The organism is Camelimonas abortus (assembly GCF_042432745.1).
In the GTDB taxonomy this organism is placed as follows: domain Bacteria; phylum Pseudomonadota; class Alphaproteobacteria; order Rhizobiales; family Beijerinckiaceae; genus Camelimonas; species Camelimonas abortus.
In genome coordinates this window covers 259,028-280,480 of record NZ_JBHLWR010000004.1, presented here as the reverse complement: position 1 = coordinate 280,480, position 21,453 = coordinate 259,028, and the positions used below count along the sequence as shown (strand labels likewise).

General features: G+C 70.8%; 19 protein-coding genes. 14 read left to right on the top strand and 5 right to left on the bottom strand.

All coding sequences use genetic code 11. The annotated features are described in order from the left end of the window. The first annotated feature begins 101 nt into the window (after positions 1 to 101). From ACFFJB_RS01450 to ACFFJB_RS01385, 14 genes are all read left to right on the top strand, one after another. Positions 102 to 788, top strand: a complete 687-nt coding sequence (locus ACFFJB_RS01450; protein WP_376828957.1) for a GltB/FmdC/FwdC-like GXGXG domain-containing protein — start codon at positions 102 to 104, stop codon at positions 786 to 788. Between the two features lie 11 nt (positions 789 to 799). Continuing rightward, the gene (locus ACFFJB_RS01445; RefSeq protein ID WP_376828955.1) at positions 800 to 2,134 is read left to right on the top strand and encodes an FMN-binding glutamate synthase family protein; all 1,335 of its coding nucleotides are present in this window, start codon (positions 800 to 802) and stop codon (positions 2,132 to 2,134) included. Between the two features lie 161 nt (positions 2,135 to 2,295). Continuing rightward, on the top strand, positions 2,296 to 3,603 hold the full coding sequence (gene glnT / locus ACFFJB_RS01440; protein WP_376828953.1) for a type III glutamate--ammonia ligase: 1,308 nt from the start codon (positions 2,296 to 2,298) through the stop codon (positions 3,601 to 3,603). 91 nt (positions 3,604 to 3,694) lie between these two features. Beyond that, positions 3,695 to 4,579 carry a formyltetrahydrofolate deformylase gene (gene purU / locus ACFFJB_RS01435; protein WP_376828951.1) on the top strand — a complete coding sequence of 295 codons (885 nt, stop codon included), beginning with the start codon at positions 3,695 to 3,697 and terminating at the stop codon, positions 4,577 to 4,579. A gap of 75 nt (positions 4,580 to 4,654) precedes the next feature. After that, complete coding sequence (locus ACFFJB_RS01430) at positions 4,655 to 5,908, top strand: sarcosine oxidase subunit beta family protein (protein WP_376828949.1); 1,254 nt, start codon at positions 4,655 to 4,657, stop codon at positions 5,906 to 5,908. A 92-nt stretch (positions 5,909 to 6,000) separates the two neighbouring features. Continuing rightward, positions 6,001 to 6,240: a sarcosine oxidase subunit delta gene (locus ACFFJB_RS01425; RefSeq protein WP_376828947.1), complete on the top strand. Its 240-nt coding sequence runs from the start codon at positions 6,001 to 6,003 to the stop codon at positions 6,238 to 6,240. Next, positions 6,237 to 9,242 carry a sarcosine oxidase subunit alpha family protein gene (locus ACFFJB_RS01420; RefSeq protein WP_376828946.1) on the top strand — a complete coding sequence of 1,002 codons (3,006 nt, stop codon included), beginning with the start codon at positions 6,237 to 6,239 and terminating at the stop codon, positions 9,240 to 9,242. Before ACFFJB_RS01425 ends, ACFFJB_RS01420 begins: the two co-directional genes overlap by 4 nt. Next, on the top strand, positions 9,235 to 9,867 hold the full coding sequence (locus ACFFJB_RS01415; protein ID WP_376828944.1) for a sarcosine oxidase subunit gamma: 633 nt from the start codon (positions 9,235 to 9,237) through the stop codon (positions 9,865 to 9,867). The genes ACFFJB_RS01420 and ACFFJB_RS01415 overlap by 8 nt, the downstream gene beginning before the upstream one ends. 118 nt (positions 9,868 to 9,985) lie before the next feature. Then, positions 9,986 to 10,882: a bifunctional methylenetetrahydrofolate dehydrogenase/methenyltetrahydrofolate cyclohydrolase FolD gene (gene folD / locus ACFFJB_RS01410; protein ID WP_376828942.1), complete on the top strand. Its 897-nt coding sequence runs from the start codon at positions 9,986 to 9,988 to the stop codon at positions 10,880 to 10,882. 580 nt (positions 10,883 to 11,462) lie between these two features. After that, positions 11,463 to 13,055, top strand: a complete 1,593-nt coding sequence (gene nikA, locus ACFFJB_RS01405; protein ID WP_376828940.1) for a nickel ABC transporter substrate-binding protein — start codon at positions 11,463 to 11,465, stop codon at positions 13,053 to 13,055. A gap of 2 nt (positions 13,056 to 13,057) precedes the next feature. Next, positions 13,058 to 14,002, top strand: a complete 945-nt coding sequence (nikB, locus tag ACFFJB_RS01400) for a nickel ABC transporter permease subunit NikB (protein ID WP_376828939.1) — start codon at positions 13,058 to 13,060, stop codon at positions 14,000 to 14,002. Between the two features lie 113 nt (positions 14,003 to 14,115). Then, entirely contained in the window at positions 14,116 to 14,949 is an 834-nt protein-coding gene (gene nikC, locus ACFFJB_RS01395; protein ID WP_376828937.1) for a nickel ABC transporter permease subunit NikC, read from the top strand. Further along, entirely contained in the window at positions 14,946 to 15,743 is a 798-nt protein-coding gene (locus ACFFJB_RS01390) for an ATP-binding cassette domain-containing protein (RefSeq protein ID WP_376828935.1), read from the top strand. Before nikC ends, ACFFJB_RS01390 begins: the two co-directional genes overlap by 4 nt. Next, positions 15,740 to 16,543, top strand: coding sequence for an ATP-binding cassette domain-containing protein (locus ACFFJB_RS01385; protein WP_376828933.1), 804 nt, complete (start codon positions 15,740 to 15,742; stop codon positions 16,541 to 16,543). Before ACFFJB_RS01390 ends, ACFFJB_RS01385 begins: the two co-directional genes overlap by 4 nt. 174 nt (positions 16,544 to 16,717) lie before the next feature. Here ACFFJB_RS01385 and ACFFJB_RS01380 read toward each other — a convergent pair whose 3' ends face one another. The 5 genes from ACFFJB_RS01380 to ureC are packed head-to-tail and all read right to left on the bottom strand — an operon-like array spanning position 16,718 to position 21,438. Further along, positions 16,718 to 17,578 (bottom strand): urease accessory protein UreD, encoded by an 861-nt coding sequence (locus tag ACFFJB_RS01380; RefSeq protein WP_376828931.1) that lies wholly within the window; start codon positions 17,576 to 17,578, stop codon positions 16,718 to 16,720. Next, entirely contained in the window at positions 17,578 to 18,192 is a 615-nt protein-coding gene (gene ureG, locus ACFFJB_RS01375) for an urease accessory protein UreG (RefSeq protein ID WP_376828929.1), read from the bottom strand. Before ureG ends, ACFFJB_RS01380 begins: the two co-directional genes overlap by 1 nt. Positions 18,193 to 18,244: 52 nt before the next feature. Next, on the bottom strand, positions 18,245 to 19,135 hold the full coding sequence (locus ACFFJB_RS01370) for an urease accessory protein UreF (protein ID WP_376828927.1): 891 nt from the start codon (positions 19,133 to 19,135) through the stop codon (positions 18,245 to 18,247). Then, positions 19,032 to 19,718 (bottom strand): urease accessory protein UreE, encoded by a 687-nt coding sequence (locus tag ACFFJB_RS01365; protein WP_376828925.1) that lies wholly within the window; start codon positions 19,716 to 19,718, stop codon positions 19,032 to 19,034. The genes ACFFJB_RS01370 and ACFFJB_RS01365 overlap by 104 nt, the downstream gene beginning before the upstream one ends. Positions 19,719 to 19,725: 7 nt before the next feature. Then, a complete protein-coding gene (ureC, locus tag ACFFJB_RS01360) occupies positions 19,726 to 21,438 on the bottom strand; it encodes an urease subunit alpha (RefSeq protein WP_376828923.1) in 1,713 nt (570 codons plus the stop codon). Positions 21,439 to 21,453 lie beyond the last annotated feature (15 nt).

Genomic DNA, 21,453 nt, shown 5'->3' with positions numbered 1-21,453 from the left:
CCCGCGGCGGCGGCCGCCGTCCCTGTCCCTGATGAACGCAGTTTCGGCGCCGGAGCGCCGCGCCGCTCCCGCGAAACTGCGCCGGTTCCTGGAGCATGACCATGCCCGCGTTCGACCTGGCGGAAACGCCGTTGCGCAGCCTGAATGAGGCCCTGCACTCCGTCACCGCAGCCGCCAACGACACCGAATTCGACGTCTACAACCCGCGCGGCGCCCATGCGGTGGCCGTGGGCGTGGACCGGCCCGTCACCGTGCGCATCCACGGCCCGGTCGGCTACTACTGCGCCGGCATGAACGACGGCGGCGAGATCATCGTCCACGGCTCGGCCGGGCCGGGCGTCGCCGAGAACATGATGTCCGGCAAGGTGGTGGTGGAGGGCGACGCCTCCCAGTACGCCGGCGCCACCGGCCATGGCGGCCTGCTCGTGATCCGCGGCAACGCCTCCTCGCGCTGCGGGATCTCGATGAAGGGCATCGACATCGTCGTCGAGGGCTCCATCGGCCACATGTCCGCCTTCATGGCCCAGTCCGGCAATCTGGTGGTGCTTGGCGACGCCGGCGACGCCCTCGGCGACAGCCTCTATGAGGCGCGCCTGTTCGTGCGCGGCAGGGTGGACAGCCTCGGCGCCGACTGCATCGAGAAGGAAATGCGGCCGGAACACCTAGCCATCGTCGCGGACCTTCTTGAAAAGGCGGGGATCACCGGCGTGAAGCCGGAAGAATTCCGCCGCTACGGCTCGGCCCGCAAGCTCTACAACTTCCACATCGACAACGTCGACTCTTACTGACGGAGGGGGCCATGACGGCGCAATCTTCTTTCCGCACCCCGCCGCGGAAGTCCGCGACTTTCGACGACTACACGCTCGCCGAGATCCGTCGCGCCGCGAACACCGGCATCTATGACATTCGCGGCGGCGGCGCCAAGCGCAGGCTGCCCCACTTTGACGACCTGCTGTTCCTCGGCGCCTCGATCTCGCGCTATCCGCTCGAGGGCTACCGGGAGAAGTGCGACACCACCGTGGTGCTCGGCACGCGCTACGCGAAGAAGCCGGTCACGCTGAAGATCCCGATCACCATCGCCGGCATGAGCTTCGGCGCGCTGTCCGGCCCGGCCAAGGAGGCGCTGGGCCGCGGCGCCACCCTTGCGGGCACCTCCACCACCACCGGCGACGGCGGCATGACCGACGAGGAGCGCGGCCACAGCCAGATCCTGGTCTACCAGTACCTGCCGTCGCGCTACGGCATGAACCCGCGCGACCTGCGCCGCGCCGACGCCATCGAGGTGGTGGTGGGCCAGGGGGCCAAGCCCGGCGGCGGCGGCATGCTGCTGGGCCAGAAGATCTCCGACCGCGTCGCCCGGATGCGCGACCTGCCGAAGGGCATCGACCAGCGCTCCGCCTGCCGCCATCCGGACTGGACCGGCCCGGACGATCTCGAAATCAAGATTCTCGAGCTGCGCGAGATCACCAGCTGGGAGAAGCCGATCTACGTGAAGGTGGGCGGCGCGCGGCCCTATTACGACACGGCCCTCGCCGTGAAGGCCGGCGCCGACGTGGTGGTGATCGACGGCATGCAGGGCGGCACCGCCGCCACCCAGGACGTGTTCATCGAGCATGTCGGCATGCCCACGCTGGCCTGCATCCGTCCGGCGGTGCAGGCCCTGCAGGACCTTGGCATGCACCGCAAGGTGCAGCTCATCGTCTCCGGCGGCGTCCGCTCCGGCGCCGACGTGGCCAAGGCCCTGGCGCTGGGCGCCGACGCGGTGGCCATCGGCACCGCCGCCCTGGTGGCCATCGGCGACAACGACCCGCGCTGGGAGGCGGAGTACCAGGCGCTCGGCTCCACCGCAGGCGCCTATGACGACTGGCACGAAGGCCGCGATCCGGCCGGCATCACCACCCAGGACCCGGAGCTGGCCGCGCGCCTTGATCCGGTGGCCGCCGGCCGGCGCCTCGCCAACTACCTCAAGGTGATGACCCTGGAGGCGCAGACCATCGCCCGCGCCTGCGGCCACAACCACGTCCACAACCTGGAGCCGGAGGACCTGGTGGCCCTCACCATCGAGGCGGCCGCCATGGCCAGGGTGCCGCTCGCCGGCACCAGCTGGATCCCGGGGGTCGCCGGCGGCCTGTGAGCCGTCGCCGGAGGGCCGTCCCGGCCCTTCCGTCACCGGAGCGCGGTCCTGACGGCGCGCCGCCGCCAGGACCGGAGGCAAGTCATCCAACAGGGGGTTGCGGCTGCCGGCGCGCCACCGGGCGGCGCGGCGCTCTCACCCAGGTTCAGTCAAGGGCTGTCATGATCACTGATCTCGCCGCCTACGCCGCGGAAACTGGCGTAAAGTACTTCATGGTCAGCTACACCGACCTGATGGGCGGACAGCGCGCCAAGCTGGTGCCCGCCCAGGCCATCGCCGACATGCAGGCGGACGGCGCCGGTTTCGCCGGCTTCGCCACCTGGCTGGATCTCACCCCGGCGCATCCGGACCTGTTCGCCGTGCCGGACGCGCCCTCCGTCATCCGCCTGCCGTGGCGGCCGGACGTGGCGTGGGTCGCCTCCGACTGCGTCATGGAGAAGAAGCCGGTGATGCAGGCGCCGCGCGTGGTGCTCAAGCGCCTTATCGACGAGGCGGCGCAGATGGGCCTGCGCGTCAGGACCGGCGTCGAGCCCGAGTTCTTCCTCACCACCCGCGACGGCCAGCAGATCTCCGACCCGCAGGACACCGCGGTGAAGCCCTGTTACGACCAGCAGGCGGTGATGCGCCGTTACGACGTCATCGCCGAGATCTGCGACGCCATGATCGGGCTGGGCTGGAAGCCCTACCAGAACGACCATGAGGACGCCAACGGCCAGTTCGAGATGAACTGGGAGTATGACGACGTCCTCAACACCGCGGACAGGCACTCGTTCTTCAAGTTCCTCGTCAAGTCCATCGCCGAGAAGCACGGGCTGCGCGCCACCTTCATGCCCAAGCCGTTCATGGGCCTCACCGGCAACGGCTGCCACGTCCACATCTCGGTGTGGGACCTGGATGGCAAGACCAATGCCTTCGCCGACCCGTCGAAGCCCTTCGGCCTCTCGGACAGCGGCCGGCACTTTCTCGGCGGCATCATGAAGCACGCCCCGGCGATGGCGGCCATCTGCAACCCGACGGTCAACTCCTACAAGCGCATCAACGCGCCGCGCACCATCTCGGGCGCCACCTGGGCGCCGAATTCGGTCACCTGGACCGGCAACAACCGCACCCACATGGTGCGCGTGCCCGGCCCCGGCCGCTTCGAGCTGCGCCTGCCCGACGGCGCCGCCAACCCCTACCTGCTGCAGGCGGTGATCATCGCCGCCGGTCTCGACGGCCTGCGCACCCAGGCCGACCCCGGGCCGCACCACGACATCGACATGTACCAGGAGGGGCACACCATCACCGACGCGCCGAAGCTGCCGCTGAACCTGCTCGACGCGCTGCGGGCCTATGAGGCCGACGAAAGCCTCAACCAGGCCATGGGGGCCGATTTTTCGGCCGCCTACGTCAAGCTGAAGATGCAGGAATGGCAGAGCTACTGCAGCCACCTGACCGCCTGGGAGCGCGAAAACACCCTCGATGTCTGACGTCCCGGATGCTCACGCGGCGCCGTCGCCCACGGCGCCCGTCTCCCGGGCGCGCGCCGCTCCGCGCGCAGCGACGACGAAAGTCCACGCCATGAGCCAGTACATTCTCACAGTCACCTGCGCCTCGCGCCGCGGCATCGTCGCGGCCATCTCCAGCTGCCTCGCCGGCAAGGGCTGCAACATCGACGACAGCGCGCAGTTCGACGACGTCGAAAGCCGCCGCTTCTTCATGCGCATCGCCTTCACCTCGGAGGAGGGGGCGGGCCTTGACGAGATCCGCGAGGCCTTCGCGCCGGTGATCGCCGAATTCGGCATGCACGCCGAGTTCCACGACGCCGCCCGCCCCATGAAGGTGGTGCTGATGGTGTCGCGCTTCGGCCACTGCCTGAACGACATCCTCTACCGCTGGAAGATCGGCGCCCTGCCCATCGACATCGTGGCCGTCATCTCCAACCATCTGGACTACCAGAAGCTGGTGGTGAACCACGACATTCCCTACCACTACATTCCGGTGACGCCGCAGAACAAGCCGGAGGCCGAGGCGCGCATCATGGAGATCGTGCGCGCCTCGGGGGCGGAGCTGATCGTGCTCGCCCGCTACATGCAGATCCTCTCGGACGGGATGTGCCAGGCCATGTCCGGGCGGATCATCAACATCCACCACTCGTTCCTGCCGAGCTTCAAGGGCGCCAATCCCTACAAGCAGGCCTACCGGCGCGGCGTGAAACTCATCGGCGCCACCGCCCATTACGTCACCGCCGATCTCGACGAGGGGCCGATCATCGAGCAGGACGTCGCCCGCATCACCCACGCCCAGAACGCCGCCGACTATGTGTCGATCGGCCGTGACATCGAGGCCCAGGTGCTGTCGCGCGCCATCCACGCCCACATCCACCACCGCGTGTTCCTGAACGGCGACCGCACGGTGGTGTTCCCGGCCAGCCCCGGCGACTACGCGTCGGCCCGCATGGGCTGAGGCGCCTCCTTCATCGTCTTGCGGCTCCGGGGCCGCGCGCGCCGCTCCGGAGCCATTCAGGGAAACGGGCTTCCCATGCGTTATTCATTCCTCTCCCTGGCGGTCAACGCGCTGACCGGTCACCGTCACTGGAAGCCAGCCTGGCGCGACGCCGCGCCGAAGGACGCCTATGACGTCATCATCGTCGGCGGCGGCGGCCATGGCCTCGCCACGGCCTATTACTTGGCGAAGAACCACGGCGTCACCAATGTCGCGGTGCTGGAGAAGGGCTGGATCGGTTCCGGCAACGCCGGCCGCAACACCACCATCATCCGCTCCAACTACCTGCTGCCCGGCAACACCGCCTTCTACGAGCTGTCCATGAAGCTGTGGGAGGGGCTGGAGCAGGATCTCGGCTACAACGTGATGGTGTCGCAGCGCGGCGTGCTCAACCTCTACCACTCCGACGCCCAGCGCGACGCCTTCATCCGCCGCGGCAACGCCATGCGCCTCGCCGGCGTCGACGCCGAACACCTGACGGCGGAGGACGTGCGCCGCGAGCTGCCGTTCCTGAACTTCGACAACGCCCGCTTCCCCATCCGCGGCGGCCTGATGCAGCGCCGCGGCGGCACCGCCCGCCACGACGCCGTGGTGTGGGGCTACGCCCGCGCCGCCTCCGCACGCGGCGTGGACATCATCCAGAACTGCGAGGTCACCGGCTTCATCCGCGACGCCCGCGGCGCCGTCGCCGGGGTGGAGACCACCCGCGGGCGCATCATGGCGAAAAAGGTGGGCGTGGCCGTGGCCGGCGCCTCCTCGCGCGTCGCCGCCATGGCCGGGCTGCGCCTGCCGATCGAGAGCCACGTGCTGCAGGCCTTCGTCACCGAGGCGATCAAGCCGTTCATAGACATCGTCGTCACCTACGGCGCCGGCCACTTCTACATCTCGCAGTCGGACAAGGGCGGCCTCGTCTTCGGCGGCGACATCGACGGCTACAACTCCTACGCCCAGCGCGGCAACCTGCCGACGGTGGAGGACGTATGCGAGGGCGCCATGAGCCTGATGCCGCGCATCGGCCGCGTGCGCATGCTGCGCTCCTGGGGCGGCGTCATGGACATGTCCATGGACGGCTCGCCCATCATCGACCGGACGCCGGTGGAGGGCCTCTATCTCAACGCCGGCTGGTGCTACGGCGGCTTCAAGGCCACGCCCGCCTCCGGCCACTGCTTCGCCCATCTCATCGCCACCGGCCAGCCGGTCGACGTGGCCGCGGCCTACCGGCTCGACCGCTTCGCGCGCGGCCTGATGATCGACGAGAAAGCCCAGGGCGCGCAGCCAAACCTGCACTGACCGGCCGGAGCGCCGCCGCCCCTCCGGCGGCGCCCCAGGGATGCGGCGGACCCCGCAGGTCCGCCAAGCGAGACCCGACAGGAGCGCCACCCATGCGCATCAACTGCCCCTATTGCGGATCACGCGATCTGCGCGAATTCACCTTCCTCGGCGAGGCCTGCGAGGCCGGAGACCCGTTCGAGGCCGTCTACCTGCGCGACAACCCCATGGGGCGCAGCCGCGGCTGGTGGTTCCACGACCATGGCTGCCGCTCCTGGCTGCTGATCGAGCGCGACAACCGCACCCACGAGATTTTCTCCGTTTCCCTGGCGCGAGAGGAGGCCGGACGATGACCCCGCCTGTCCATGGCGCCCCGCTGCGCGTGCCCGGCCACGGCCTCGTCGATCACGGCCGGCCGCTGCGCTTCACCTTCGACGGCCGCAGCTATGAGGGCCGCGCCGGCGACACCCTCGCCTCGGCGCTGCTGGCCAGCGGCGTGAAGCTGGTCGGCCGCTCCTTCAAGTATCACCGGCCGCGCGGCGTCATGACCGCGGGGCCGGAGGAGCCCAACGCCCTCGTCGAGCTTGGCGTGGGCGCGCGGCGCGAGCCCAACGCCAAGGCCACCACGGTGGAGCTGTATGACGGTCTCGTCGCCGCCAGCCAGAACCGCTGGCCGTCGCTGACGTTCGACATCGGCGCCGTCAACAGCCTGCTGTCGCCGTTTTTCGTCGCCGGCTTCTATTACAAGACCTTCAAGTGGCCCTCCGCCTTCTGGGAGAAGGTGTACGAGCCGGCCATCCGCCGCGCCGCCGGCCTCGGCCGCGCCGCCGAAGAGGCCGATCCGGACCGCTACGAGAAGGCCTACGCCTTCTGCGACGTGCTGGTGATCGGCTCCGGGCCGGCGGGCGTGGCCGCGGCGCTGGCCGCCGGCCGCTCGGGCGCGCGCGTCATCCTGTGCGAGGAGGACTTCCGCTTCGGCGGCCGGCTGCTGGCCGAAACCGGCGGCGAGATCGACGGCCGCCCGGGCCTCGAGTGGCTGGAGGCGGCGCTGGGCGAGCTCGCCGCCATGCCGGAGGTGAAGCTGATGCCGCGCGCCGTGGTGTTTGGCGCCTATGACGGCGGCACGTACGGCGCGCTGGAGAAGGTCTCCGACCACCTGCCGCAGCCGCAGGCCGGCAAGCCGCGCCAGCGCCTGTGGCGTATCGTGGCGAAGCGCACGGTGCTGGCCGCCGGCGCCATCGAGCGGCCGCTGGTGTTCCCCGGCAATGACCGGCCCGGGGTGATGCTGGCCGGGGCCGTGCGCGCCTACGCCAACCGCTTCGGCGTGCTGGCCGGCCGCGACGCCGTGTTCTTCGCCAACAATGACGAGGCATGGCGGGCCGCCTTCGATCTGGCGGCGCTGGGCGCCAATGTGGCGGCCATCGTCGACTCCCGCCGCGAGGTCGCCCCGCAGCTGCTGGAGCGGGCGCGGGCGCTGGGCCTGCGGACCATGACCGGCGCCGTGGCCGCCGGCACGTCCGGCGGCAGGGCGCTCACCGGCGTGACGGTGCTGGACGCCGACGGCCGCAGCCACCACGTCCACGCCGACCTGCTGGCCATGTCCGGCGGATTCAACCCGCAGATCGCCCTCACCACACATCTCAACCACCGGCCGGTGTGGTCGGAGGCGCACGCCGCCTTCCTTCCCGGCGACCTGCCGCCAGGCATGGCGGTGGCCGGCGCCGCCGCCGGCGCGCGCGGTCTTGGCGCGGCGCTGCGCTCGGGGCATGAGACGGGCCTCGCCGCCGCCCGGGCCTGCGGCTTCAGCGGCGCCGTGGGCGGCGCGCCCCAGGCCGCCGACGCGCCCGCCGCCATGACGCCGCTGTGGCGGGTCACGGGGCCAGGCGGGCGCCGGCTGAAGGGCAAGGCCTTCGTCGACTTCCAGCACGACGTCACCGCCGCCGACGTGGAGCTGGCGCATCGCGAGGGCTTCCGCTCGGTGGAGCTGCTGAAGCGCTACACCACGCTCGGCATGGCCACCGACCAGGGCAAGCTCTCCAACGTCAACGGCCACGCCATCCTCGCCGGGCTGCTGGCCAGCCCCATGGAGAAGGTGGGAACCACCACGGCGCGCGCGCCGTCCGTTCCGGTGGCGGTAGGCGCGTTCGCCGGCCACGCCCGCGGCGCGGCGTTCAGGCCGACGCGGCTGGTGTCCGGCCATGAGCACGCGAAGGCCAGGGGCGCGACCTTCGTCGAGACCGGGCAGTGGCTGCGGCCGCAGTGGTACGCCCGCCCGGGCGAGACCTTCTGGCGCGACACTGTGAACCGGGAGGTGACCACGACCCGCACGCATGTGGGCGTGTGCGACATCTCCACGCTCGGCAAGATCGACGTGCAGGGGCCGGACGCCGCCGTGTTTCTCGACCGCGTGTACATCAACGCCTTCGCCAGGCTGCCGGTCGGCAAGGCGCGCTATGGCGTGATGCTGCGCGAGGACGGCTTCATCCTCGACGACGGCACGGCGTTGCGCCTGGCGGAGGACCATTTCGTCATCTCCACCACCACGGCCAACGCGGCGCGGGTGATGAAGCACCTCTGCTACTGCGCCCAGAAGCTGTGGCCGCAGCTGGACGTGCAGCTGGCCTCGGTCACCGAGGCGTGGGCGGGCTATGCGGTGGCGGGGCCGAAGTCGCGGGCGCTGCTGCAGGACCTGCTCGGGGACGTCATCGACCTGTCCGGCGAGGCCTTCCCCTTCATGGCCGTGGCGGAGTTCGAGTGGGCCGGCGCGCCGGTGCGCCTCGCGCGCATCTCCTTCTCCGGCGAGCTGGCCTATGAGATCTCGGTTCCGGCCAATTATGGCGAGGCGCTGTCGCGGGCGCTGGACGCGGCGGGCGAGAAGTACGGCGCCTGCAGCTACGGCTCCGAGGCGCTGGGCGTGATGCGCATCGAGAAGGGCCATGTCGGCGGTCCCGAAATGACCGGCACGACCGCCCATGACGTCGGTCTCGGCCGCATGATGTCGCCGAAGAAGGATTTCGTCGGCAAGGCGCTGGCGTATCGGGAGGGGCTCACCGATCCCGGACGCATGCAGCTGGTGGGCCTGAAGCCGCTCGATCCGGCGCAGCAGCTGCCCGGCGGCGCCCATGTGCTGGAGCCCGGCGCGGCGCCGACGACGGAGAACGACCAGGGCTATGTCACCTCCGCCTGCTGGTCGCCGACGCTCAACACCTTCATCGCCCTCGCCCTGGTGAAGCGCGGCCCGCAGCGCATCGGCGAGAAGCTGCGCGTGGTGGATCTGCTGCGCGGCGTCGACGTCGCCGTGGAGGTGTGTTCGCCAGCATTCTTTGATCCGGACGGGAGCCGTCAGCATGGCTGAGATCACCCTGCAAGCCATTTCGCCATTTTCCGGTCTGCTGGCGCGGGCGGCGGCGCATGGCCGCCCCGCGGCCCCGGGCCTCAGCGTGCGCGAGCGCGCCGGCCTTGGCCTCGCCACCGTGCTCGTCCGCAAGGGCCGGCTGCCGGAGCTGCAGCAGGCGGCGCAGTCCCTGTGGGGCATGGCGCTGCGCGATGAACCGGCGGTCAGCGGCGACGGCCGCGTCGCCTTCGTCGGCATCTCGCCTGGCGGCTGGCTGGCGGTTTCGCCGGGGGGCGGCTGGCGCTTCGCCAGGGAGCTGGCGCAGCGGCTGCAGGGGCTGGCCTCGGTGTCGGACCAGTCGTCCGGTTACGGCGTGCTGCGTCTTTCCGGCCCGGCCGTGCGCGACGTGCTGGCCAAGGGCGCGCCGCTGGACCTGCACCCGCGCGAATTTCCGCCCGGCCGTTCGGCCGTCACCGACATCGCCCATGTGGGCGGCGTGCTCTGGCGGGTGGACGGCACGGCGCTGGCGGAGCCCGGCGACATGTCCGGCGGAAGCTTTGACGTCGCCGTGTTCCGCTCGCTGGCCGGCAGCTTCTTCCACTGGCTGGAGGAGAGCGCCGAGGAGTTCGGCCTCGCCGTGGACTGAACGCCCGCCTGCAGTCCGCAGACGGGCGGCGGGGAGCGCCGGCTTCCCCGCATGTGGGCCCGCGCGCCCCTGCGGCGCGCCTGTTCAACCAAAGCAGATGGAGAGGAGTGCGCGAACCATGAGCGCCACGATCATCGACGGCAAGGCTGTCGCCGCCAGCCTGCGCGCGGAAGTCGCCCAGGGCGCCGCGGAGCTGGCGCGCCGCATGGGTCGCAGGCCGGGTCTGGCCGTGGTGCTCGTCGGCTCGGACCCGGCCAGCCAGGTCTATGTGGCCTCCAAGGTGAAAATGACGCGTGAGGCGGGCATGGAGAGCTTCGAGCACCGCCTGCCGGAGGAGACCAGCGAGCAGGACCTGCTGGCGCTCATCGCCCGCCTCAACGCCGATCCGCTGGTGGACGGCATTCTGGTGCAGCTGCCGCTGCCGAAGCACGTCAATCCTGGCCGCGTCATCGAAGCGATCGCGCCGGGCAAGGACGTGGACGGCCTGCACCCGGAGAACGCCGGGCGTCTCGCCAACGGCCTGCCGGGGCTCGCGCCATGCACGCCCATGGGCTGCATGATGCTGATCCGCAGCGTGGTTCCCGACCTGCGCGGTCTCAACGCCCTGGTCGTCGGCCGCTCGGTTCTGGTGGGCAAGCCGGCGGCGCAGATGCTGCTCAACGCCGACGCCACCATCATCGTCACCCATCTTGACACGGTGGGCCTGCCGGCGCTCTGCCGCCAGGCGGACATCGTGGTTGTGGCGGCCGGCTGTCCCGGCCTCGTGCGCGGGGACTGGATCAAGCCCGGGGCGGTGGTGATCGACGTGGGCATCAACCGCCTGCCGCCGGAGCCTGGCGCGCCGAAGGGGCGGATCGTCGGCGACGTCGCCTTTGACGAGGTGAGCGAAGTCGCGGGCCATATCACGCCGGTGCCCGGCGGCGTCGGCCCCATGACCATCGCCTGCCTGCTGAAAAACACGCTGACGGCGGCCGAGCGACGCTTCGCCGAAGCAAGCCAGGCCCGCGCCGCCTGAACCGGAGCGTCCGCGTCCCGGTCCGCCCGCGCAGCAACCGTTCCGGCGCGGAACGGCCGGCCCGGCTCCGCCCCCGGCCCGCCGCGCCGCATGCCTGGCGCATCGCCGAGAACCGTGCGCGCGCCGGCGTCATGACGGGGCTTTCCCCGGCGTTCGTCTCCGTCGCCGCGGCGTGAACGGCCGGGCGTGACGGGCGGCGAGGCGGGAGTGCGGAAGGGGAGGTGAGGGAGGGAGAGGAGCCGAGCCGGGGCGGCCGCCGCGGAATCAGGCTGGCGGGGCGGGCCGGGGAGAGACGCGGCGGACGGCGGAACGGCGCGGAGCGGACCTCATGCCGCGGCTGCAGGCCGTGCGCTCCGGCGCGACGAAGCCGCGCGACGCTGGAGCAGCCCGTGCGCCGGACGCAACCACCCCTTTTGCGTAGTAGGCAGACCATATGATGTTTCTTACACATTTTCATACCGGAGCAGGCCGGGCGCGGACCGCCCCCTGGCTCCCGTCTTCATCTGCAGACGCTTGCTGAGCCGGACGGCGCCGTTGTCCGGAAGCGGACGTCTGCGCCAGCGACGCCAGTGGAGGCGACATGGTCAGGTTCCGGCCAGCGCGCGACGTACGGCCAGCCCTGCTGGCGCTGGCGTTCACGCTCGCTCCTGCCTTCTCCGCCCCGGCCGCCGAAGCGGAGACGCGCCGCGTCACCCTCGCCTGGCCTTCTGACGTCGGCCCGCTGCATCCCCATGGCTACGCCCCCAACCAGATGTTCGCGCAGGCCATGGTGTATGAGCCGCTGGTCAGTTACCAGGCCGGCGGCGGCTTCGCGCCCTGTCTCGCCGAATCCTGGGAAATCTCCCCGGACGGGCGCGTTTACCTGTTTCGCCTGCGCAAGGGCGTGACCTTCGCCAACGGCGAGCCGTTCGACGCCGCGGCGGTCGTGGCCAACATCAACGCCATTCTCGCCGACCGGCCGCGTCACGCCTGGCTGGGGCTGGCGCGCCGTCTGCGGGCGGTGGAGGCGGTGGACCCGCATACGGTGCGGCTGACCCTCTCCGCTCCATACCAGCCGACCCTGCACGAACTGTCCCTGCCGCGACCGTTCCGCTTCATCGCGCCCTCGCAGCTTTCCGCGCCTCCCGGACAGTTTGCGCCGGCCGGAACGGGCCCGTGGACCCTTCATGAAACGCGGCCAGGCGAATGGGCCGTATTCCGCCGCAATCCCGCCTATCGCGGGCCCGCTCCTGCTTTTGACGAAGCGCAGGTGCGGATCATTCCCGACGCCAACGCCCGCGCCATCGCCTTCGAAACCGGCGAAATCGACGTGATCCATGGCCCGTCCGGCCTGGTCTCCCCGGACATGTTCCGCCGGCTTGCGGCGCTGCCCGGGGTGAAGGCGCGCCTCTCGGCGCCCGCCGTCACGCTGATGTTCGCGCTCAACAGCGGCCGGGGCCCCACCGCGGATCGCGCCGTGCGGCGCGCCCTTGGTCACGCCGTTGATCGCGACGCCATTGTCGCCAGCGTGCTGCAGGGAGCCGGCGTCCGGGCCGACGCCCTGTTCGCCCCGGCAATGTCCTGCGCCGAAGTGGATCTTGAGCCATACCGCCATGATCCGCAGCTCGCCCGTCGCCTGCTGGACGAAGCGGGCTGGACGCTGGCGCCCGGCGCCCGCGTCCGCAGCCGCGACGGTCAGCCCCTGCAACTGGATCTTGCCTTCACCGGCGATGACCCGCTGGAGAAAATGCTGGCGGAGATCGTGCAGGCCAGCCTTGCGGACATTGGCGTCGCCGCGCGGCTGGTCGGCGAAGACAGGGGCGCCGCGGAGGCGCGCCAGCGCGAGGGACGCTTCGGCATGGCCTTTCACCGCACATGGGGCGCGCCCTATGATCCCTATGCCTTCATGAGCGCCATGCGCGCGCCGGCCCACGCCGACTACCAGGCCCAGTCGGGCCTGCCGGACAAGGCGGAGATCGACGCCGCGATCACCGCGCTCCTCGCCGCCGGCGACGCGGCGGAGCGCGAGACACTGTGCAGGCGCGTGCTCACGCGCCTGCATGAGGAGGCGATCTATCTCCCCCTTGTTCACGTGGCGGACATGTCGCTGGCTGGCCCAGGCGTCGCCGACGCGCCGTTCTCGCCGACGGCCGGCGAAATTCCGGTCCGCCATTTCCGCCCGGAGACGCGCTAGCCATGGCCAGATACGCGCTGCGACGCCTGTTGCTGCTGCCTCCGGTCCTGCTGGCGGTCTCGGCGGTGATCTTCCTGCTGTTGCGCCTCGCGCCGTCCGATCCGGCCATGGACTATCTGCGCCTGTCGCGCACGCCCCCGACGCCGGAGGCGCTGGCGGCGGCGCGCAGTCTGCTCGGGCTCGACCAGCCCATGCTGGCGCAATACGGCGACTGGCTGTGGCGGGCGCTACGCCTCGATTTCGGCTCCTCCTGGGCGCTGCAGCGGCCGGTGCTGCCGGACATGCTCGCCCGGCTTCCGGCCACGCTGGAGCTGGCCGGCCTGTCGCTGCTCATCACTCTTGCGGTCTCGCTGCCGCTCGGGGCATGGGCGGCGCGCCGCCGCGACGGTCTGCCGGACCATCTGGTCCGCCTCATCGCTTTCATTGGCGTGTCGGCGCCGAATTTCTGGGTGGGCTTCCTGCTGGTGGCGGTGTTTTCGGCGCAGCTGGGCTGGCTGCCGTCCATGGGCCGGGGCGACTGGCGCCACGCGGTGTTGCCGGCGCTGGCGGTTTCGCTGATGTCCGTCGCCGTCAACGCCCGGCTGCTGCGCGCCAGCCTGCTGGAATGCGCCGGCCAGCGCCATGTGGCCTATGCCCGCCTGCGCGGCCTGCCGGAGCGGCAGGTGGAGCGCGCCCACATCCTTCGCAACGCGCTGACGCCGGTGGTCACGTCCATCGGCCTGCATGCGGGCGAGCTGTTCGGCGGCGCCCTGGTGATCGAGAGCATTTTCGCGTGGCCGGGGATCGGCCGCTACGCCGTGACGGCGATCTACAACCGCGACTATCCGGTGATCCAGTGCTTCATCCTGATGATGGCGACGATTTTTGTAATCTGTAACCTGATCGCGGACCTCATCAGCGCCTGGGTCGATCCCCGCATCCGCGCGACCATGGAGGCGGCGCGATGACCCCGGCGTTTCCTGACAGTCTCCCCGCGTCCGCTTCCGGCCGGTCTTTCGCGTCACGCCCACCCGTGCGGCTGGCGGCGGCCGTCCTGCGCCGCGCCGGAGCGAGCTTTCCCGTGCGCCTGTGGCGCGGCGCCGCCTGGTCCGGCCGGCTTGGCTTCGTGCTCACCGGCCTGATCACGCTGGTCGTCGCCTTTGGCCCGGCGCTCATGCCCTGGGATCCTGACGCCATTGCGCTGGCGGAGCGGCTGCAGCCGCCGGGAGCCGCGCACTGGCTGGGCACGGATCACCTGGGGCGTGACGTGCTCTCGCGTCTCATCGCCGGGGCGCGGGTATCGCTGGGCGCGGTGGCCGCCGCCATGGCGCTCATCCTCGCCGCCGGCGTCACGCTCGGCGGCGCCGCGGCGCTGCTCGGCGGGCGCGCTGACCAGGCCATCATGCGTCTCGCCGACGTGTTTCTCACCTTTCCCACCCTGGTGCTGGCGCTGTTCCTGATTGGCGTGCTCGGCGCCGGCATGACCAACGTCATCATCGCCATCGCCCTGTCGCACTGGGCCTGGTATGCGCGCACGGCGCGCGGCGCCGTGATCGCCCTGCGCAGCCGCGACCATGTGCTGGCGGCGCGCATGGCCGGGGCGAGCCGCGTCCGCATTTTCCTGCGTCACATGGCGCCCGCGGCCCTGTCGCAGCTGCTCACCCTGGCCACGCTCGATATCGGCCACATCATGCTGCATGTCTCCAGCCTGTCGTTCCTCGGCCTTGGCGTGGCGCCGCCGGCCGCCGAGTGGGGCGTGATGATCGCCGACGCCCGGCCCTACGTCTGGACCAGCCCGCTGCTCGTCCTGTGGCCGGGGCTTGCGCTGTGCCTCAGCGTCATGGCGCTCAACCTCACAGGCGACGCCCTGCGCGATCACCTTGATCCGCGCCTGCGCATGGAGCATGGACATTGAGCGCGGACGTGCTGGCCATCGAAGGTCTTTCCGTGGGTCTCGCCGGCCGCGGCCATGGTCGCGCGGCGCAGGCGCTGGTGGAGGACGTCAGCCTCCGGGTCAAGCGCGGGCGGGTGCTGGCCCTTGTGGGACCGAGCGGCGCGGGCAAGTCGCTCGCCTTCGGCGCGGCGCTGGACGTGCTGCCGGCCGGCGTGCGCCGCCTTTCCGGAACGGCGACCCTCGACGGCGCGCCAGTACCCTTCGGGACGCTGCGCGGCCGCCATGTGGCCGCGATCATGCAAAATCCGCGCACCGCCTTTAACCCCATGGCCACCATGGCCGGGCATGCCTTCGAAACATTGCGCGCCCTTGGCGTGCCGCGTGAGGAGCGGCGCGGGCGCATCCTCGCGGCCATGGCGGCGGCGGGGCTGGAGGGGGGCGAGCAGGCGCTGGGCCTGCACGCCTTCCGCATGAGCGGCGGCATGTTGCAGCGCATGATGATCGCCATCGCCCTGGCCAGCGGCAGCCCCTTCCTGTTCGCCGACGAGCCGACCACCGGCCTCGACCTGATCGTGCAGCGCGAGATCCTCGACCTGCTGGAACGGCTTTGCGCCGGGCGCGGTCTCGGCGTGCTGCTCATCACCCATGACATGAGCGTGGTCGCCCGCCTCGCCGACGAGGTGGCGGTGATGGACGGCGGCCGCATCGTCGAGACCGGCTCCGTCCACGGCGTGTTTCGCCGGCCGCAGTCTCCGGCCGGACGGCGGCTGCTGCAGGCCCATATGGCGCTCTATGGCGTCGCGGAGGTCTCATGACGGTTCTCAGGGCCAGCAATGTCTCGCGCGTCTTCCGCACCTATCCGCTGATTGGCCCGGCGCGGGCGCGCCGCGCCCTGCAGGGCGTCAGCCTCGCCATCGGCGCCGGCGAGACCGTAGGCCTGGTGGGACGCAGCGGCTGCGGCAAGAGCACCCTGGCGCGCCTGCTCACCGGGCTTGAGCCCCCGGACGACGGGGAGGTGTGGTTTCGCGGCCGGCCGCTGGGCGCCTTTCGCCGCGACGACTGGCTGGGCCTGCGCCGCGCCGTGCAGATGGTGTTCCAGGACGCGGCGGAGGCGGTGGATCCGCGCGCGACCGTCGGAGAGATCGTCGGCGAGCCGCTGCGCAATCTCCTCCGCCTCGGCCGCGCGGCGGCGCGCGAGCGCGTCGCCCGTCTGCTGGAGCTGGTGGGCCTGCAGGCGGCCGACGCCGGTCGCCGGCCGGGCCAGCTGAGCGGCGGCCAGCTGCAGCGCGTCTGCATCGCCCGGGCGCTGGCGCCGCAGCCGGAACTGGTGATCCTCGACGAAGCGGTGGCCAGTCTTGATCTTGGCCTGCAGCTGCAGATGCTGGAGCTGTTCGCGCGCATCCAGCGCGAGCAGGGCGTCAGCTGGCTGTTCATCACGCATGACCTGCGCCTCGCCGCGCGTTTCTGCTCGCGGGTGCTGGTGATGCAGGCCGGCCGCATCGTGGAGGAGGCGCCGGCGCGACCGCACCTGCGCCTGACCTCGCCCGAGGGCGCCGCCCTCGCCGCCGCGGTGCTGCCGCCCTTTCCGGCGCGGGCCATTGACCGGCCGACGTGAATGCGCCGCCCTGTCCGCCGGCCGCCGGCGCGCGCCGGCGATGGCGCGCCACGGAACGGCCGCCGCCAACGCAAGACGCGTCCGCCGGGGGGAAGGCGGACGCGCTGTTGCAGGGGAAACGACAGCTGACGCGGGGAGCGACGCCTCCCCTGAACCCCGGCGGCCTGCGCGGGCTCAGCACTTGCGGACCGGCCGCGCCGGTTTGCCGGCGATGGCCGGTCGCAGCGCGCGCCAGCAGGCGAAGACCGCTTCGTGACACGCCCACGCCTCGTCGGCGAGGATGCGGCAGGTGAGCAGCGGGCCGCTGCGGCTGGTGCCCGCCGCTCTTGCCGGCGCGGCGTCCAGCGCCTTCTCCACCTCCGCCTCGATCCCCTCCGGCAGGTCTTCCGCATAGGCGATCACCGTGGCGGAATGGCTGCAGCCGTCCCACAGGCGGCGCAGGGCGGCGACCTCGTCCCTGTCGAAGGCCATGACCCGGTCGATGGCCAGCGGTTCGCCCTCCAGGCTGACGCGGAATTCCGAATCCAGCATGTCAAAGGCGAAGGCTTCGCCGCGCAGGTGATGCACCCGGCCGGCGGCCAGCATGTCGGTGGCGAACAGGCGCGACGTTTTCTTCAGCCGGATATGGGTGCGCCGCTCCACCTTCGCGCGGGCGAAGGGAATGGACTCGTCGGGACAGTATTCGAGCGTGGCCCCGTCGCCCACGTCGAAGTCCGCCAGTTCGCGCGAGACCCCGCCGCCTTCACACTTGTAGAACTTGCTCGCGGCGGTCGTGGTGACGAGCGCGCGCGTCTGCGGCTCCAGCGTGACGTGCAGCTCGGCCACGTCGCCCTCCACGAAGCCGCCGCCGCTGTTGATCAGCAGCAGGAAAGGCTGGTCGTCATTGTCCTGGTAATGGCAGCCCTGCCACTGGTAGGGAATGCGCCAGGAGTGCGGGTCCATTTCGGTGCGCCCACGCCGGCGCACGGCGCGCACGTTCATCAGGGCGTGTTTGCCGATGATCCAGCGCGGATCGGGACGCACGATCGCGGCCATCACTCCGCCTCCCCGAACAGCACGTCCCGCTCGATCCAGGCCACGACGGCTTCAAGCCCGGCGCCGGTTTTCATGTTGGTGAAACAGAACGGGCGGCCGCGGCGCTGGCGGCGCGCGTCCTCCTCCATGACGGAAAGATCGGCGTCCACATGGGGCGCAAGATCGGTCTTGTTGATCACCAGCAGCGGCGACCGCGCGACGCCCGGTCCGCCCTTGCGCGGGATCTTCTCGCCGGCTCCCACGTCAATGACGTAAATATGGCTGTCCGCCAGCTCCGGGCTGAAGGTGGCCGCCAGATTGTCGCCGCCGCTCTCGATGAAGATGATGTCGAGATCCGGAAAGCGCCGCGTCAGGTCGCGCACCGCCACCAGGTTCATCGAGACGTCCTCGCGGATGGCTGTGTGCGGGCAGCCGCCGGTCTCCACGCCGACGATGCGCGCCGGGTCAAGGGTGCCTGAGGCCGCCATGGTCTCGGCGTCCTCGCGGGTGAAGATGTCATTGGTGATGACGCCGATGGAGCGCCGGCCGGCCATGGCCCGGCACAGCTGCGTCACCAGGCTCGTCTTGCCCGAGCCGACCGGACCGCCGACGCCAATGCGTACGGGTTTCCTCATGGATGCGCCTCCGGTGGACGCGGCCCCTGCGGACGCGCGTCGCCAGACAGGATTATGAGATGCACAGGCGGGACGGCATCCGCTCATGGCGCATGCCGGCGACGTCAAGCGCCGCAAACGCGGCGCTCATGCCGTGGAGCGGCCGGGTGCGGGCGATGTCGGCGCAGGCGTCGATCAGGTCGCCGGCCCGGGCGATGATGCGCTGCGCCTCCACCTGGCCGAAGGGCGTCAGCCGCTGGCAGATGGCCACCAGACTGGCCAGCGCGCTCCACAGGAAGGTCGTGGTCGCCTCGCCCTCGCCGAGCCCGAGCCCGGCGGCGGCCACCCCGTAGACCACGGCGTGATTGCCGGGACACCCGTCCCTGTCCACCATCTCGCCGTACAGCCGCGCCCCCTCGAGACCGAACACGTCGCGCACGGCGGCGACCAGCGCCCGCCCGGTCATGGTCGAAGCGGCGCGGGCCTCGCGTCCCAGCTTCAGCGCCGTGCACATGCCGTCCAGGAGGCGCAGCTGCGCCACGTCGCCGGCGCCGGCGGCGCGGTGGGCGTGGACCATGGCCACGGCGTCGCAGGTGGCGACGTTGAAGCGCAGCCAGTCGCGGCAACGCGCCTCCGCCGTCGCGGCGTCGGCGACGACGCCGTCATTGATCCAGGTCTCGAAGCCGTATGACTGGGTGAAAGCCCCGGTGGGGAAGGAGGCGCTGGCCAGCTGCAGCAGCGCCAGCAGCCGGTCGCCGCCATTGCCGGCGGCGGGCGGGCGGAAGGGGTTGCCGCCGCCGCCCCCGGAACCGGCGCCCGCGGCGGCGCGCAGGCCCATGGCGTGGCTCACCGGCGCGACCCTAGCCATGGGCCAGCCCGTGGGGTTGACGCGCGTGCGCATGGTCCTGCGACCGGGGATCATGGTGGTCGCCGTGCGCCTGGCCATGCCCGTGGCGCTGGTCATGCGCGTGACCATGGTCGTGCGCATGCGAATGGACGTGGCTGTGCGCGTGCGTATGTGTATGCGTGTGAACATGCGCATGGTCGCGCCCGTGCGCATGTCCGTGGCCGTCGTCATGGTCGTGATGATGGTGCGCCCCGGCGGCGCCGAAACGCCGGCCGGTGAACGGGCGCGTGGTCCGCTCCACGCGCACGGCGAGGCGCGCGAGAAACTGTTCGACCATGGGATCGCGCGGCGTCAGCACGCCGCCAGGCAGGAAACGCGCCGGCCGGTGCAGGTTGCCCAGCTGGTAGCAGGCGGCGTTCCATTCCACCGGGTCGGCGCCGGGGCGCAGCAGCAGCAGCTCCTCCGCCGCGGCGCGCACGATGATGGTGAGCGCGTCGTCCCGGTGCAGCACGTCGCCGTCCTGAAGTTCGGTCCCGCGCGGCAGCGACAGGCGCAGGCGGCGGCCGGCGCGCGTGTACGCGGTGAAGTGCGGGCTGGCGCGTTCTTCGGAGGTCAGCTCCAGCACGTCCGTCTCGCCTGTCGCGGCGGCCGCGTCGAACTGGCCGAGAACGCCGGTGATGATCGCGGGAATGGCGCTCATGGCGGGCTCACCGGAAGTAGAACAGCTGGGTGAGGGGCAGCGTGCGCGCCGGCTTCACCGTAGCGCGGCGGCCGTCGATGTAGACGTTGTAGGTCTCCGGATCGATCTCGACGTGCGGCATGGCGTTGTTCAGGTACATGTCGCGCTTGGAGATCGTGCGGGTGCCCTTCACCGGAACCAGCGTCTGGTGGGCGCGCAGGCGGTTGCCGAGACCGGCGTCGATGGCCGCCTGGGTGACGAAAGAATAGCTCAGCCGCGCCGGATTGGGGCCGTAGGAGCCGTACTGCGGCCGGTACTTCAGCGGCTGGCAGGTCATCAGCGAGCCGGCCGGATCGCCCATCACCGCATGGGAGATGAAGCCGCCCTTCACCGTGGTTTCCGGCTTGGCGATGAAAAATTTTGGCCGCCACAGCACCAGGTCCGCCAGCTTGCCGGGGGCGATGGAGCCCACATAGGAGTCGACGCCGAAGGCGATGGCCGGATTGATGGTGACCTTGGCGAGGTAACGGCGGATGCGGAAATTGTCGTTGCCCGGCGCGTCCTCCGGCAGCTTGCCGAAGCGGACCTTGTTGACCGCGGCGAGCTGGAAGGCGCGCTGGGCGCTCTCGGCGGCGCGGCCCACGCCCTGGCTGTCGGAGCCGATCATCGAAATGGCCCCGATGTCGTGCAGCACGTCTTCAGCGCGCATGGTTTCGGCGCGGGCGCGGCCCTGGATGAAGGCCATGTCAGTCGGCACCGACTTGTTCAGGTTGTGGCAGGTGATCAACATGTCGATCTCTTCATCGTACGTGTTGATCGAAAAGGGATTGGTGGGGTTGGTGGAGCTGGGCAGGCAGTTTGGCTCCATCACGCAGCGCATGATGTCCGGCGCGTTGCCGCCGCCGGCGCCTTCCGCGTGATAGATGTGCATCACGCGGCCGTTGATGGCGGCGAGCGTGTCCTCGTAGTATCCGGTCTCGTTCAGCGTGTCGGCGTGGATCTGCACCTGGAAGTCCAGCTCGTCCGCCAGGTCCATGCAGGCCTCGATCGCCGCCGGCGAGGACGACCAGTCCTCATGAATCTTCAGGCCGGTGGCGCCGCCGATGATGATCTGCTCCTCCAGCGCCCCTTTGGTCGCCGAGTTGCCCTTGCCGAAATTGCCGAAGTTGAGGGGAATGTCCGCCATCGCCTCCAGCATGCGGTGCAGGTTGTAGACGCCGGGGCATTCGATGCCCACCGTCTTGGGGCCGGAGCCGCCGCCGATCACCGTGGTGAAGCCGGCGCCCTGATATTCGGCCAGCTGCTGCACGCTGTCGAAGTGCGGGTGGATGTCGATGAAGCCGGGGGTGACGATCATGCCCTCCACCGACAGGATGTCGGTGTTCGGCGAGACCACGAGGCCGGGCGTGACGTTCATGGTGTCAGGGTTGCCCGCCTTGCCGACGCCGACGATGAGCCCGTCCTTGACGCCGATGTCGCCCTTCACCACCCCCAGCACCGGATCAATGATCACGGCGTTGGTGATGACGAGATCCAGCGCGCCGTCGCGGGCCTTCCATTTGGAGGCCTGTCCCATGCCGTCACGGATGGTCTTGCCGCCGCCGAACACCAGCTCGTCGCCATAGGCGGTGAAGTCGTGCTCGATCTCGGCCACGAGGCCGGTGTCGGCGAGATGGATCCTGTCGCCCGTAGTGGGCCCGTACTGCGCCGCATAGTCCGGGCGCGAAATCTTCATGCTCATGGATCGGTCCGTTTC